Genomic DNA, 14,137 nt, shown 5'->3' with positions numbered 1-14,137 from the left:
CCGGGATGGTTCTTTCGAGCGCTGGAATGTCGATCCGAGGTGCGATGGAAAGAGTCTGCATCCGCGAGAGCGTAGAGGCAAGCACAGGAAAGGAATTCACAGTGTTTGTCGCAATGAGGGACTTACGGGCAGCGCGAGGTCGTTTCGCGCTGATCTCCGTCGTGGTTCTGTTGGTTGCACTTCTGGTCAGTTTTCTCAGCGGGTTGACTGCAGGACTTCGCCATCAGAACGTGTCAGCCATCGAGGCCATGAATGCCGACACGGTGGTGTTCGCCGACACCGGAGCCGGGGCGTCGTTCGACGAGTCGGCGCTCACGCAGGACCAGGTCAACGCTTGGACCTCCACGTCGAAGGACGTCGATCCCATCGGAATCGGTCGCGGGAAAGCGGGATTGGCCGACGGAAATCAGAAGTCGGTGGCCCTGTTCGGCGCTGATGGCGGTTTCGGTGACGTGACGCCGTCGGCGTCAGGCACGGTGGTGTTGAGCGAAGGTGCCGCCCGCGATCTGGGGGCGGGCGCCGGCGATCAGGTGAGTGTCGGTACGAAGCAGTTCACCGTCAGCGCCGTTCGCGGTGACGACTGGTACAGCCATTCGCCCGTCGTCTGGATGACGCTCGACGACTGGCAGGCGGCCAATCCACGCGGCGGAGTTGCGACAGTACTGGCTGTCACCGGAGCCTCTGACGCTTCCGCAACGGACAAGGCGGCTGCGACGACGTCGACGACGGTCAGCGGTTCGCTCGACGCGATCGGTTCGTACAAGTCGGAGAACGGGTCGTTGACGTTGATGACGCTCATGTTGTTCGCGATCTCAGCTCTGGTGATCGGTGCGTTCTTCACGGTGTGGACGATCCAGCGAACTCCGGACATCGCGACGCTGAAAGCGCTCGGTGCGACTACCGGTTCGCTGGTGCGCGACGCACTGGGTCAGGCGCTCATCGTTCTGATTGCCGGTGTCACCGTCGGAATCGGGCTGACGGCCGTGGCCGGATCGCTGATAGGTGACGCCATGCCGTTTGTCCTGGACGCATCCACCACCGTCGTACCTGCCGTGGCATTGATCGGGCTCGGTCTGCTCGGCGCGGCCTTTGCACTTCGATTCCTCTCGACCACCGATCCACTCACAGCATTGGGGAGCGCACGATGACCATGACAACCGGCACCACAGTTCTCGACATCCAGAACGTCGATCTGACGTTTCCCGATGGGCAATCGCGGGTGACGGCGCTGGACGACGTGTCTCTGCGACTGCACCGCGGCGAGATCGCCGCGATCACCGGGCCTTCGGGTTCGGGTAAGTCCAGCCTGTTGGCGGTGGCGTCGACGCTGATCCGTCCGGATTCCGGGCACGTCTATCTCCGGACGCCGGAAGGCAGCACCGACATCGCTGCGCTGAGTCGGCGGGCGGCGTCGGAGCTGCGACGCTCGTCGATCGGCATCGTCTTCCAACAGTCGAACCTCGTGTCTTCGCTGACTGCACTGGAGCAGCTCGAGGTGATGGCGCATCTGGGGCAGTCCGTGTTCACGTCACGGGCCCGTCGCAAGGCCGTGAAATCAAAAGCGATGGATTTGCTGGACGCTGTCGGGCTCGCGGATCAGAGCGGAAAACGGCCGTCCCAGCTGTCGGGAGGGCAGCGACAGCGCGTCAATCTCGCGCGAGCATTGATGAACGATCCGCAGCTTCTCGTGGTCGACGAGCCCACGAGTGCGCTCGATCAGGAGCGCGGTGCCGCTGTCATGGATCTGATCATCGGGGTGGTGCGGGAACGCGAGGCGGCAACCCTTCTCGTGACACACGACCGAAGTCACCTGTCTCGGATGGATACTGTCTATCGTGTTGTTGACGGTTCCTTGGCGGAGGATCAGGAGGCGCTCGCGGCGTGACTCAGGCGGGCACGATTCGGGCATTCGTCACTGCATCCGGGCGGGAAGTCAACCCGCGATTTGCTGGGCAGTTAGACTGTTGTCGACTCGGGCAACTTGAGAGGACGTGTTATGGAACGCCGCCGCAACGTTGCGCAGCCGCCACAATCGCCGATTGCGGATCTGGAGCAGATGCCTGCCCTGATTCTCCTCGACAGGCTTCCGGTGCCGGTCATGGCCGTTCACCGCGATGGCAGCATCGTTTTTGCCAACCCGTCTTTCGCTGACATGCTGGGATATCCCAAGAAGGCCGTCTCGGCGTTGCGTTTGCAGGACATCCTCTACGACAAGGATGCCGACGACGTCAGTGCAGAGCAGGCCCATCGTGAACTGAGTTCCGAGCCGGGCTCGGTCAAGGAGTTCGTGCACTCCGACTCCACGTTGGTGCGCGCGACGGTCAGCCAGTCTCTGCTCCGACGGGACGACGACACGATCACCCTTGCCGTCCTCCACGATCTGACGGAGCGCCTGTGGAACAACCCACGGCACATCGACGACAAGCCCACCAAGTAATCCCAGCTACTTCCGGGATTTGACGGTTCGGTCCAGGCCGAGGGTGGCGGCAAGGGTGTTGACCACCCATTCTTCGTACTGTTGGCCGGTCCAACCCGCGCCGACCACGAGGTCTGTGTAGGTCTCGGGACTGAGCAGCGTGAGTGCGACGTTCACGGCTGTTTCGAGGTCGACGGTTGGCGCTTTTTCGACGATGCCGACCATCAGATGTTCCTGCACCGTGCGTCTCTGAGTGCGGTTGATTTGCCACAGACGGGCGGCGTCCTCGTCGGCGGAAGCGGCGGCCCGCAGTGCCAGCAGGATGTCTGCGGTGCGTTCCAGAATGAGCCGTCCGTGGTGAACCTGAATCCGGAGTTGCCCGAGTGGATGTGGGGCGCCGAGTGCTGCCGCCACCCACGGACGGTCGAGAGTTGCCGTCTTTTCCTCGTCGCCCGCAACGGCCACGTCGAGCAGTGCTGACAGCACGCTCGGCTTGTTGCCGAACACGAAATAGACACTCTGCACCGACACGCCCGCCGCCGCGGCAAGCTGCTTGATCGTGGCGGCCGCGTAGCCGGGATCGACAAAAACCTCACGCGCTGCCTCGATGATCTTGCGCCGCGCCGACGTGTCTTCCCGAAGAACCTCAGTCATGATTAGAGTCTAACTCTAGAGTCGAACTCTAGCGACTCGGGAGGCGAAGTAATGACGAAGGTTCTTGTACTCGGTGGCTACGGTGCCGTCGGGATTCCCCTGATGAAACAACTCGCGAAGGTCCCCGAAATCTCCGCGTACTCCGCCGGCCGTGACCCTGCCCGCGCGGACGTCGTCGTTGATCTTAAAGAACCAGGCGCGTATTCGACTGTGGTTCGAGACTTCGATGTCGTGGTGAATGCGTCGGGTTTCGAGGATGTTCGCCTGGCCGACGAAGCGGTACGCGGTGGGGCGGCATTCGTCGACATCACGGCGACCTCGAGCTACTGCGAAGAATTGGAAGCGGTCGACGGACCCGTTCTCATGGGCGTCGGGTTGGCGCCGGGATTGACCAGTGTCCTTGCAACCGAGGCGCATCGACTCGGCGACGGACCCGTGGACATCCTGATCGGCCTCGGCGGTGGAGAACTACACGGGCCGGCCGCAACGGCGTGGACGTACGGGATGTTGGGCACGAGGTTTCCTGATCCCGACGGACGATCGGTCCGCAACTACACCGGGATGAAGACGTTTCGAATACCGGCCGATGCGACCGGCTACCGCACCGGTCCTGCTGTGCGGGCCGACTTTTCGGACCAGCATGCGTTGACGCGAGACCTCGGTGTTCCGGTCAGGACGTACCTGCGATTGGACACGTCCACCGCGACGCTCGGACTTGCGGCCATGACGTGGGCACCCGCTCTACAGAAGGTCGTGCCGAAGAAGCTGTGGGGCTCGGATCGTTGGGTAGCGATGGCCCGAGCGGATACCGGCCCGGCGCTGTGGGTTTCGGGGCGTAGCCAGTCGGTCGCGACGGCAGCTATCGCCGCGCGCGCCGTGCAGGTGATTCGGGATGCCGCGATCTCGAAGCCGACGTGGTTCCACGCGGTGGAAACCACCGAGTCGTTGCAAGCGGCGGTTCCCGAACTGTCAGTGCGGCAATGGGATGGTGCGAGCCGATCGTCCGGCAAGACTGTCCACTAGTCGGGGCGAGCCGAGAAACGGCAATCCGGCGGCCGCATTGGTGAGACAACCGGGTACGACGACGCGGACGACGTGCAGGCCGGCGTGGAGAACATCAGTTGTGGTGAGATCGACCCATGCCGGCCGGAAACCGGCTGCCGTCAGAGCGCTTTCGGTGCCGGCGGCTGATGTCAGAGAGTCGAGTCCCACCTCGCCGACGACGGCACCGACCAGCTCACTCTCGAATCGTGCTTGGATCTCCGGGTCCAGGTGAAGTTGCAAGTGGCATCCGTAGTCCATCACGTCGGCAAAATCCGATCGGTAGGCGCCTGCATAGCTTCGGTCAGCTCGCCAAGGCGCAAGCGGACTGGTCGGGGAGGCCGCGGCTCGACCGATGCCGCTCTGCGGGTTGTCGTAGTCGGCGGAAAGCAGCTGCAGCTGAAGCGCTTCGCCGAGTGACTTGAACGCAGCGGTCTGGGCGTCTTCGTGGCAAGCGGTACCCATGGTCGAGTATCCGGTCAGTCGGTCGCAAACCAGGGCGCCCAGGACGGGGATCTCAAAATCACTCTCGAATGAAATCCACCTGGTCGAGAGGCTGTCGTGATTGCCCAGTCGAAGAAGCGCCTCGGGCATGCCGGTGACGACCCGAACACCACGCCGCCCGGTCCAGGACAGCGTCATCGCGTCTCGTTCGACTATCTCGCGCAAGGCATTGTCGATTGCGAACTTCACCGAGGGTCCGGCGGCGAGACCCGCCTGAGCTACCGGAGAGATCGCCGGACCCGTCCGGGCGACGAAATGAGGATACGAACCCCAGACGAGTTCGGCCGGTACCCAGATATCCGAACCCGTGATCAGGTCGGCTCCGCGAGTCCAGTCCATCTCCAGATCGTCGGTTGGTTCGACGAACGGGAACTGTGGCCGCGCGTACTGGGCGGCGTCGAAACGCGCGAGTTGTGACAGGTCGATGCTTGCTCCGATCAAGGCATCGGCCGACCCGCGGACGATCGGTTTGGCGACGATGTTGCCGCAATATCGTTCCACCGCTTCGCCTATCGCAGCTGCGGTAGGCCGTGCACGGTTGCCCAGATCGAAGCAATATCCGGCGCCGGCCGAGTCACTGGACCAGGGTGAAAAGCGTGCTGAATCACTGACATACGAGTGAATCAGCTTGAACTCGGGCGGAAAGTGCTGGGGAACAACGGCGTCGACCAGCTCTCGAATGATCCCAGTTCGGCGGTCGACGAGCGAAGATGTCATGCGAGGGGGACCGGCAGATGCAGATGGGTGGTCGATGCGCTGGTCAATCTGCTACCTCCAAGAAGGGGAAAGGCTGCCGGGGCGTTGTTGTACAGGCCCGGAGTCAGGACGCGGACGACGTGCAACCCGGCAATCGAGATGTCGCCGGTGGTGAGATCGACGGAAATCGGCTGGTGTCCCCGTGACGTCAGAAACGCTACGAGAGAAGCCAGATCCAACGGCGCTTCGTCGGGAATCTTTGATACCGAAAGTGTTTCGGTGTAGTCGAAGAGATGTTCCTCTGCGGCCAGAGCCATCGTGGGATCAAGATAAAGTTGGGCGACGGTCGGCAGATCGACGACGTCTTTCCATTGCGGATCGAACTCGTCCCGGTAACGACGGTCGGCCCGAAAGGGTTTGTACAGGTGCGCCGGCAGCGTTCCGTCCGCCACGCTGCGCCAGGTCGGCCCGTCGGGGTCGGCGAGGTCGATCGTGATGGCAAGTACCGCGTACGCCTCGACCAGTGCCTTCGAGACTGCCGCCTCCACCGTCGGTCGACAAGCTGTGCCCAGCGCGACCAGTCCACGTCGGTCATCGCGGATCCACGCTGCGGCGACGGGAATGCCGAAGGGGGAGGGAAGCAGCAGCACTCGAACGCTCCGGGTCTGGCTCTCCAGATCCCCGAGTTGGCGGTGCGCAGGCAACCGCTCCCAGTCGGAAAGCTCGATCGCCGGCTGTGACCGGTCCCCGCACCACCACAGCGCGGTGGCATCGCGTTCGAGAAGTTCCAGCAGAGCTGACATCTCGGCCTCGTCGCGTGAGCGTCCCGCTGCGATTCCGGCGTACTGCAACGACGCGATCGGTGGCTCGCAGCGACGGGTGCCTGTGTAGTACCCGAGATAAGTCAGGGCCGCAGGCACGTAGGTGGGCGCTTTCTCGTCCATGGTGTGACCCAATGCCCAGCGAATGTTCAGATCAGAGGCGAAGGGAACAAAGGGGAATCCGGGAAGGCGGTACTGATCCTCGCTGTACAACGCAAATTTCGCCGGATCGACGACCCGTGAGCCGGCCAGTTCCAGCGCTGATGCACTGCTGCGGACCAGATCTTCGGGGACCACGTTGCCGCAATATCTTTCGACGGCCTCACCGGTTGCCGCCCCGCGGGCCGCTGCATCGTTGCGTATCGAAGCCCCGAATCCGTAAGGGTCCGCGCGAAACAGTGAACCGCTGCCGCCGAAGTTTCTGGTGTCGGCCACCCTCGCGGCCCAACCGACCCAGCCCGTCGGCATGTCCGAGCGAATGTGTGGTTCCAGTGAGGTCAGCACGCCGCTCCGGGCGTCGACCAGCAAGTCATCCACCGTCAGTTCCTCCGCGTATCGGCAGGGTCAACGACCCGGAAAATGATTGGTGCAGTGCGGTACTGCGTGTTCCTCGATAGCGATCACCGTCTCCGAGATTGCGTGCGAGTCGTGGGAAGTCCGAGCCGGCGATCCGCAGCGTCAAGACATCACCCGCGCGCACTGTGTGCAACACGGGATCCAGATCGATAGTCACCATCGTCGGCTGCACGTTGACGCCCGCGCCCCGTGCGATCGATCTGGTAACTCCAGCGGCATCGACGACGCTCAGCTCGACGATCCAATCGGCTTCGCCCTCGGGTGAATGCACTTTCAGCTCCACCGATGGTGTTCCGGAGAGTACGGAGTCGTGCTTGATATCGAAAGTCAAGACAACACAGTTGTTTCGGTCCCGTGAGGCGTCATACAGGAAGCTGTAGGCCGCATCCTTGCGATCTGGTTCGAGATGAACGCGATTCGCACCCGTGACAAACGGTTCGGTCGACCATTCGCCGACACCCCGGTCGAATACCCGATTGATGGTCAGGGGCCGCGCAGCGAATACCGATTCCATCCACTCGACCTGAAGGCGGCCGAAACTTGTCTCGCCGACCATTCCAGGGCGGAGGTCATGTGCCCAGGGACCCACGATCAAACTTTGTGGCCCGTGCCCCACGGATGCAAAGTGCCGAAGCGTCTCCCGGATCATCGCATCGTCCCAACCGCCGACGTGCAGTCCGGCGACATCGAGCTCGGACAGTTCGTCCGCGGAGACGAGATCGTCGCTGCCGTACGGTTCGCGTTCACGAGCCCGGCTGATCGGCGTCCTCCAACCTGGTGAATCGGAGGTCAGACCGACTTTCTCGATCATCGACTGCACCGGGAGATGTTCCAGCAAAGACGAATCCGAACGCATCAGTTCAGGGATGAAACCCTCACGAGAGGAAGACGAATCTCCGTGCTCGCCCCACCACGCCAGATGCTCGGCGAGGAGAAGTATCCCCGAGGGATCACGTTTGACGCGGTCGCTTCCGATGGTCGGCACCTTGGAGACGACGCCGTCTACACGAAATGACCGATCGGCGCTGTTGGTCTCGGCAGCAAATGCCCAGGCGGTTCCGGCCGCATACGAAGCCCCGCTTGCGATGACGCACTCCGGTGTCCACGGCTGATCCTGCAGCCACTCGGCAAGGGCGGCGCTGTCCTCGCGCTCGTGGACGTACGGTACCCAAGATCCGGTGGAATCGTGCCGTCCACGTACGTCCTGACAGATGAAGGCAATTCCTCGTGATCGCCATTCGAGCCCCTCCGCCAGATGCCATCCACGCCCGTACGGGGTGCGGATCACGATCAGTCCCCGCGGTGAAGAATCCGGTGGGAGAAGCACATCCGTAGCCAACGAAGAACCGTCTGCTGCCGGGATCTTCACGCCGAGTGAGATCACCGGAGCGTCGGCGCGGGTTCGAGAACGCCGCCGGGCAGTGGTAGCACGGGATGGCGAGTCATCATGAGGGTTCGCGGATTCATCCGGATCTGGTGGTGAAGGTGTGATGGCGGTGCGCCATGTACACCAGCCACGACGTCCGAACATGCAAGCGCACTGGCCATTGCGGCTGCGGTGGGTTCAAGTTCGAGCGGGCGAGGTTCGCTGCCGGCGAGGTGATTCCACAGTGCCTGCAGATGATCCGGGACGCGCGACGCGGCAAGCCGTCGACCGCAGACGTCCCGGTAGCTTGCGCTGCCGATACCGTCGAAGAAGGGTCCGATGCAGATCTCACCCAGCTCCGCGTGGACGCGTTGCCACGGTGTTTGGTTTCGGCGGCACCAGGTATCGAGTTCCGACCACTCGTCGTGAGGAGGAGCACCGGCAACCGACAGTACGAGGTCCGACGACGCAACGTCGTCTTCGATTGGCGCAGTGGTGGATACGACCTCGAGATGCGGAAGAGCCTTGGAGAGCAGGGCGATGCAAGCATCGGCAACGGGCCCGATCCCGTCCATCAGCACACGCTGTGGGCGCGGAATCTCTGGCACTTGACCTGGAACAGCCAGCACGCCGCGAGAGACGAGGGCGTCGGCGATCTCGATAGCTCCCGGGCCGAGCACCGAACCAGAGCGCCTGAGAAAGTTGTCGAGTTCCGCGAGGTCTTCGGCCGGCGCGCCGATCGTGACCGCGTTCTCGTCCGGTGTCAGGTAATGCCAAACACCGTCCGTGGTCGGATACAGCTGGTGTCCGTCGGCGAGGGCGTACACGGATCTCCTTGTCGGTGCCCGCACCCGACGAGTCGGATGCGGGCGGGGTCATCGGCAGATCAGACTGTCGAAACAGTCTGGATCAGGGGAGGTTTCAGCTCTGGAAGCTGAACGGGTTGTCGACGAGGGCGTTGGTGCCCACACCCTGCAGGGCGTGTGCGGACGTTGCCTCGGCAACCGGCTCGAAGGTGAACGGGTTGTCGACGAGAGCGTTGGTGCCGACGCCCTGGAGTGCATTGGCCGGAGCCGAGTTGGAGATGCTGTCGAACGAAATGTTGCTCATTGTCATCCCTTCCGTAATGGAAACCATTTCCATTACGATGCCACCGTACGAAAGATCGCCACGGAGAGCAACAGGTACAAGAGAGTGCATACATGAGCGAGACCCCGACGACGGGATCCGTCGAAGCGCAACCACATGTCTTTCGGGACAGATCGTTTCGATTATTCTTCACGGCTCGTACGATTGCCGTAGCCGGTGCGGCGGTCACCGGAGTGGCCATGCCGATCCTGGTGTTCGACATCAGCCGGTCTCCGTTTCTCACCTCGCTCGCGGCTGCGGGGACGGTTCTGCCGTATCTCGTGTTCGGCTTGTTCGCCGGCGCCGTGGCAGACCGAGTCAACCGGCGGACGGTCATCCTGTGTGCGCAGGCCGTAGCTGCACTTGCCTTGGCGAGTATTCCGGCAGCGCAGGCACTCGGCGTATTGACGGCGTGGCATGCCGTCGGCGTATCGATGTGCATCGGAACGTGTTTCGTGTGGTTCGACGCCGCTGCTTTCGGAGCGCTGCCTGCTCTGGTCGGTCGGCAGAGGATACCGGCGGCCAACAGCGCGCTGTGGACGTCCAGCACGCTGATCGATGTTGTCTTTCCGGCGATAGCCGGCGTGCTTGTGGCCTCGATCGGCCCGGCCTACGCATTGGGTGCTGATGCACTGGCTTACGTACTGGCCGGGCTGGCCATGGCCTCGATCGGAGCCTCGTTTTCGATGACTCCTGCGGCGCCGAAGAAGTCGGGAACCGGAATTGCGCGTGACATACGCGAAGGCCTCAACTTCCTCTGGCAGTCGCCGCTTCTGCGGGCCTTGACCGGCGTCGGCTTCGTCAATTCGCTGACGCAGGGTGCGGTTACGGCGCTCCTGGTGGTGTACGCATCCGAGAGGCTTGGGATTTCGACGTCGAGTCCGATGATCGGCGCCGTGTGGACGGCCGTCTCCGTGGGTGGAGTGGTCGGGGCGCTCGTGCTTCCACGCCTACCGGCGCAGTGGCCGGTCGGGGCGATCACTGTCGGGGCGCTGACCATCGCCCCGGTGGTGCTGTTCGTCGTTGCGACAACCGGCAACACCGGCGCCGCGATCACGGCGCTCGTCGTCTACTCCGGCTGTGCGACCGTCACCATCCTCAATGGCATCGGTGCACGTCAGCGCCTGACTCCGGATCGTCTGCAGGGGCGCGTGAACACCACGGCGAGGATGGTCGCCTGGGGTGGTTCGCCGGTCGGCGCCTTGATTGCCGGGGCAATCGCAGGACGCTGGGGCATCGGCACCGCCTACCTCGTTGCGTGCATCTTTGCGCTGGTCGGGGCGCTCTTCGCGTGGGCGAGCGCGCTGCGGACCGACCCTTATCCGCACAGATGAGCATGTGACTATTAATGAAAACGACTGTCGTTATGGTTAGATCCACCTGTTCATGACTGCAAACCCCACCGACTCAGGAGTGCGATGACGCTGACCAGCGAGGCAGCACCACGAGTGCCGTCGCGTCCACATCCCGTCGGCGAGCGCGGGTACGTCCCATTTCTGTTGGCCACGGCGGTTGTGCTTGTCGCGGTCTCCACCGTCGCGGTGTGGTCGGGTGCCGCGTCGGTGTCCTTTGCCGACGTGTTCGCGGTGTTGTACGCACACGTCGGCGGTCCGCCGGTCGACCCGCTGCTCGATCGGATCGTGTGGGGATTGCGGGTACCGCGCATTCTGATAGCGGCATTGGCGGGCGCCGGATTGTCGTTGGCCGGCGCCGTGCTGCAAGCGTTGGTGCGCAACCCGATTGCCGATCCGTACATTTTGGGCGTGGGTTCCGGAGCATCCTTCGGTGCAGTACTGATCATGACGACCGGCATCGGCACCGGCCTGTCGATCGGTGTCCCGGTGGCAGCCTTCCTGGGGGCCATGATCTCCCTGATCGCGGTTCTCGTACTGGGTCGGCGAGAGGGAATGCTCGTCCCGCTGCGCATGGTCCTGGCCGGAGTTGCCATCGGCTATCTGCTCTCGGCTGCAACAAGTTTTGTGCAGTTGCGCGCCGATCCGAGTCAGCTTTCGGGAGTGCTCTTCTGGTTGCTGGGCTCGGTGAGCGGGGCCAGTTGGTCGGATCTCGGTGTGCCCGCCGCGGTGATCACCGTCTGTGCGGCAATTCTGTTGACACAATCGCGCCAACTCAACGCGTTGGCCATGGGAGACGAGAGCGCGCAATCGGTCGGCGTGGACGTGCGCCGTACCAGGTTGCTACTACTGGTGATCGCGTCGTTGCTGACCGCGGTTGTTGTATCCGTCGCCGGGGGAATCGGTTTCGTGGGGCTGCTCGTGCCGCACGCCGTACGACTTCTGGTCGGTTCCGATCACGGCAAGCTGCTCCCCGCGACCGCGTTGGTTGGTGCCACCTTCCTGGTGATCGTCGATCTTGCGGCTCGGATGTTGGATGCGCCCAACGAATTACCACTCGGGATCATCACCGCCGGATTGGGTGCACCGTTCTTCCTCTGGTTGCTTCGACGGGACGGCGGTGCGCAGTCATGAGATTGTCGGCCAGCGGAATTCACGTCGTTCGGGGCGGACGCCTCGTGGTTTCGGGTGTAGACCTCGAAGCGCCCGAGGGAAGCGTGGTCGGACTCGTCGGACCGAACGGCAGTGGAAAGTCCTCCCTCCTTCGCGCGTTGTATCGCTCGATGAAGCCGCGAAGCGGAATCGTGAAGGTGGACGAGGTGAATGTTTGGGACGATCTCTCGCCCCGATCGGCAGCACGCATCATCGGTGTTGTGGGGCAGGAGCATTCATCCGATTTCTCGTTCAGCGTCCGCGAGGTGGTTGCAACGGGTCGGACGCCGCATCACAGCGCGTTCTCTCGACTCGGCGAGATCGACCGAGACATCGTCAGCGCAGCACTGGTGCGAACCGGCATGCAGGGCTTTGGATCACGTCTCTTCGCCGAACTGTCCGGCGGAGAAAAGCAGCGTGTGATGTTGGCCCGGGCGATCGCTCAACAACCGTCGGTGCTGGTCCTGGACGAGCCCACCAACCACCTCGACATCCGTGCTCAACTCGAATTGATGGAATTGGTCGCCGAACTCGGTACCACGACGATTGTCGCGATCCATGAACTCGCCTTGGCCGCAGCGTATTGCGACTACGTCTGTCTGCTCTCCGGCGGGGTAGTTGTCGCGACAGGACCAACGGCCGAGGTCCTCACCGAGGACCTGCTGTCCGAAGTATTCGGGGTTCAGGTGCATCTCGGCACTCATCCGTTGACCGGGCGCCCCCTGCTCTCGTTCGCCCCTCCGCTCCTACACACGAAAGAAGCAGTGTCTTGAAATCCTCGATACGTACTGCCGCGCTGTTGTGCTCGGCCGTTACCGCCACCGCAGTACTGGCCGCATGCGGAAACTCCACGGCGGATTCGGCGGCGTCGTCGTCCGAGAAGATCACCGTCACCAATTGTGATCGCGAGGTCACGGTGCCCAAGACGGCGGAGCGGATTGTCTCGCTGTATCCGTCGATGACGGAACTTCTCATTCAGCTCGGCGCCGCCGACCGCATTGTCGGACAATCGAATACCGACCTCTCTCCTCCCAGCCCCGAACTCGCTGATCAGTTCGCGGCCGTGCCGGTACTGAGCGCCGGAGTTCCCGCGAAAGAAGCATTGCTCGACGCCCGTCCGGATCTGATCGTCTCCGACGGGGAATACTGGTTCGACGGTGACCGATTGCAGACCATGGACGAATTGCGTGACCTCGGCATCCCGATCTTCGTGAACAGCGGCTACTGCCACAAGGCCGTCACCGAGGGGCGGATCGACGACGTCTGGTCCGACCTCGACGGTCTCGGCGCCTTGACCGGAACAAGTGACGCGGCAGCAACCCTCCTGGCCGACGGCAAGAAGTCCCTCGCAGCAACCGAGGCATCTGTCGCCGGGCAGGAGCCGGTTCCCACTGTGATGGTTCAGGTTTCGGAGGGACAGTCCTATGCTCTGGCCAGGGGCCTCTACAGCAGTGTGCTCGAGGCCGCCGGGGGAAGCAATCTTTTCGAGAACGACCTTCCCGACGGAAAGTACTTCGGCCAGGTAGCCACGGAATCGGTGCTCGCGAAGTCGCCGAAGGCTGTCCTCGTCGTCTACTCCACCGAGTCGGCTCGGGAATCCACCCTGGATGCTGCGCGGACGGCATTTGCCGGAACCCCCGCCGCGGCGTCGAATGCGATCTTTGCCGTTCCGGAGGCGTGGTTCGCCGGCGAGTTGGTCTCGATCGACGGGGCCGGCGAGGTGTCTCGCCTGCTGCACCCGGGTTCGTGACCGCACTCGAGCGAATCGAGGCCGTCGTATCGCTGCATGCAGTGTTGGACCGGACGGTGAGTCCGTCGGAGCTACCGTTCGACGAGCACGCACTGCCGCCGGTGACGTGTGAATCCGTGGAACTGCCGGCCGCGACGCCACTGCCGGCCTGCGGGTTCGCGGACGTCTTGCAGGCACGACGGAGCCGCTACGACCCCGCACAGACGGTACTCCGAGCAGGCGAGCTGTCAAACGTGTTGCACCACAGCCTTGTCAGCAGCCCGACGGCGGGCGGGATGCGCGAACTGACGCTGTCGTTTGTTCTCAGCCGACCCGGAGACGAGCTCGGAGTCGGGGTATACCGATATGCCCGAGGCCGTGCCGAAGCTGTCCGGCCAGGCGACGTGCGTGAGCACCTTCGAGCGAGCCTTCTCCAACCCGAGTTCGTCGACGTGTTCCCGGTTCTTTTGTTTGTGGTCGCCGACGTGGAAGCGCCGCTCGAGAAGTACGCGATGCGGCACTACCGCACGATGCACGTGGATGCCGGTGTGCTGGTTCAGAATCTGTACCTCGTGACCGAGGCGATGGGACTTGCGGGCTGCGCCATCGCAGGATTCACGGATGCGCGAGTGGCATCTCTGTTGAATCTCGCGACGACGCAGCTTCCCGTCATGGCTTTTGCCCTCGGGCGGCGCAGCTAGG

General features: G+C 63.2%; 15 protein-coding genes. 9 read left to right on the top strand and 6 right to left on the bottom strand.

Annotation, left to right across the window (positions count from 1 at the left end; all coding sequences use genetic code 11):
- Positions 1 to 101 precede the first annotated feature (101 nt).
- The 3 genes from QRN54_RS21750 (at position 102) to QRN54_RS21740 (ending at position 2,437) form a co-directional block, all read left to right on the top strand.
- Entirely contained in the window at positions 102 to 1,148 is a 1,047-nt protein-coding gene (locus tag QRN54_RS21750) for an ABC transporter permease (RefSeq protein ID WP_030535886.1), read from the top strand.
- Entirely contained in the window at positions 1,145 to 1,885 is a 741-nt protein-coding gene (locus QRN54_RS21745) for an ABC transporter ATP-binding protein (RefSeq protein ID WP_003943539.1), read from the top strand. Before QRN54_RS21750 ends, QRN54_RS21745 begins: the two co-directional genes overlap by 4 nt.
- Before the next feature lie 111 nt (positions 1,886 to 1,996).
- The gene (locus QRN54_RS21740; RefSeq protein WP_003943598.1) at positions 1,997 to 2,437 is read left to right on the top strand and encodes a PAS domain S-box protein; all 441 of its coding nucleotides are present in this window, start codon (positions 1,997 to 1,999) and stop codon (positions 2,435 to 2,437) included.
- A 6-nt stretch (positions 2,438 to 2,443) separates the two neighbouring features.
- On the opposite strand, the gene QRN54_RS21735 is transcribed toward QRN54_RS21740, so the two are convergent.
- The gene (locus QRN54_RS21735; RefSeq protein ID WP_003943606.1) at positions 2,444 to 3,070 is read right to left on the bottom strand and encodes a TetR/AcrR family transcriptional regulator; all 627 of its coding nucleotides are present in this window, start codon (positions 3,068 to 3,070) and stop codon (positions 2,444 to 2,446) included.
- A 51-nt stretch (positions 3,071 to 3,121) separates the two neighbouring features.
- Between QRN54_RS21735 and QRN54_RS21730 the strand changes: the two genes are divergently transcribed.
- Positions 3,122 to 4,093: a saccharopine dehydrogenase family protein gene (locus QRN54_RS21730; protein ID WP_037130941.1), complete on the top strand. Its 972-nt coding sequence runs from the start codon at positions 3,122 to 3,124 to the stop codon at positions 4,091 to 4,093.
- Here QRN54_RS21730 and QRN54_RS21725 read toward each other — a convergent pair.
- The 5 genes from QRN54_RS21725 to QRN54_RS21705 form a co-directional block, all read right to left on the bottom strand.
- Positions 4,040 to 5,332: a YcaO-like family protein gene (locus tag QRN54_RS21725; RefSeq protein ID WP_030535883.1), complete on the bottom strand. Its 1,293-nt coding sequence runs from the start codon at positions 5,330 to 5,332 to the stop codon at positions 4,040 to 4,042. The genes QRN54_RS21730 and QRN54_RS21725 overlap by 54 nt on opposite strands.
- Positions 5,329 to 6,669 carry a YcaO-like family protein gene (locus tag QRN54_RS21720; protein WP_064688025.1) on the bottom strand — a complete coding sequence of 447 codons (1,341 nt, stop codon included), beginning with the start codon at positions 6,667 to 6,669 and terminating at the stop codon, positions 5,329 to 5,331. Before QRN54_RS21720 ends, QRN54_RS21725 begins: the two co-directional genes overlap by 4 nt.
- A complete protein-coding gene (locus QRN54_RS21715) occupies positions 6,662 to 8,092 on the bottom strand; it encodes a CocE/NonD family hydrolase (protein WP_285183057.1) in 1,431 nt (476 codons plus the stop codon). The genes QRN54_RS21720 and QRN54_RS21715 overlap by 8 nt, the downstream gene beginning before the upstream one ends.
- Positions 8,089 to 8,901, bottom strand: coding sequence for a hypothetical protein (locus tag QRN54_RS21710; protein ID WP_047272718.1), 813 nt, complete (start codon positions 8,899 to 8,901; stop codon positions 8,089 to 8,091). Before QRN54_RS21710 ends, QRN54_RS21715 begins: the two co-directional genes overlap by 4 nt.
- Before the next feature lie 94 nt (positions 8,902 to 8,995).
- A complete protein-coding gene (locus QRN54_RS21705) occupies positions 8,996 to 9,184 on the bottom strand; it encodes a streptamidine-related RiPP repeat protein (RefSeq protein WP_047272767.1) in 189 nt (62 codons plus the stop codon).
- Between the two features lie 92 nt (positions 9,185 to 9,276).
- Between QRN54_RS21705 and QRN54_RS21700 the strand changes: the two genes are divergently transcribed.
- From QRN54_RS21700 to QRN54_RS21680, 5 genes are all read left to right on the top strand, one after another.
- Positions 9,277 to 10,536, top strand: coding sequence for an MFS transporter (locus QRN54_RS21700; protein ID WP_234551148.1), 1,260 nt, complete (start codon positions 9,277 to 9,279; stop codon positions 10,534 to 10,536).
- An 84-nt stretch (positions 10,537 to 10,620) separates the two neighbouring features.
- Positions 10,621 to 11,688, top strand: a complete 1,068-nt coding sequence (locus tag QRN54_RS21695; RefSeq protein ID WP_042453275.1) for a FecCD family ABC transporter permease — start codon at positions 10,621 to 10,623, stop codon at positions 11,686 to 11,688.
- Positions 11,685 to 12,479, top strand: coding sequence for an ABC transporter ATP-binding protein (locus tag QRN54_RS21690; protein WP_042453274.1), 795 nt, complete (start codon positions 11,685 to 11,687; stop codon positions 12,477 to 12,479). Before QRN54_RS21695 ends, QRN54_RS21690 begins: the two co-directional genes overlap by 4 nt.
- Positions 12,476 to 13,456, top strand: coding sequence for an ABC transporter substrate-binding protein (locus QRN54_RS21685; RefSeq protein WP_054780987.1), 981 nt, complete (start codon positions 12,476 to 12,478; stop codon positions 13,454 to 13,456). Before QRN54_RS21690 ends, QRN54_RS21685 begins: the two co-directional genes overlap by 4 nt.
- Positions 13,453 to 14,136, top strand: coding sequence for a SagB family peptide dehydrogenase (locus tag QRN54_RS21680; protein ID WP_234551147.1), 684 nt, complete (start codon positions 13,453 to 13,455; stop codon positions 14,134 to 14,136). The genes QRN54_RS21685 and QRN54_RS21680 overlap by 4 nt, the downstream gene beginning before the upstream one ends.
- Position 14,137: the final 1 nt, after the last annotated feature.

This window comes from Rhodococcus sp. MEB032, from assembly GCF_030208925.1.
Lineage (GTDB): Bacteria > Actinomycetota > Actinomycetes > Mycobacteriales > Mycobacteriaceae > Rhodococcus_F > Rhodococcus_F qingshengii.
This window is presented reverse-complemented; position numbering and strand designations above follow the sequence as displayed.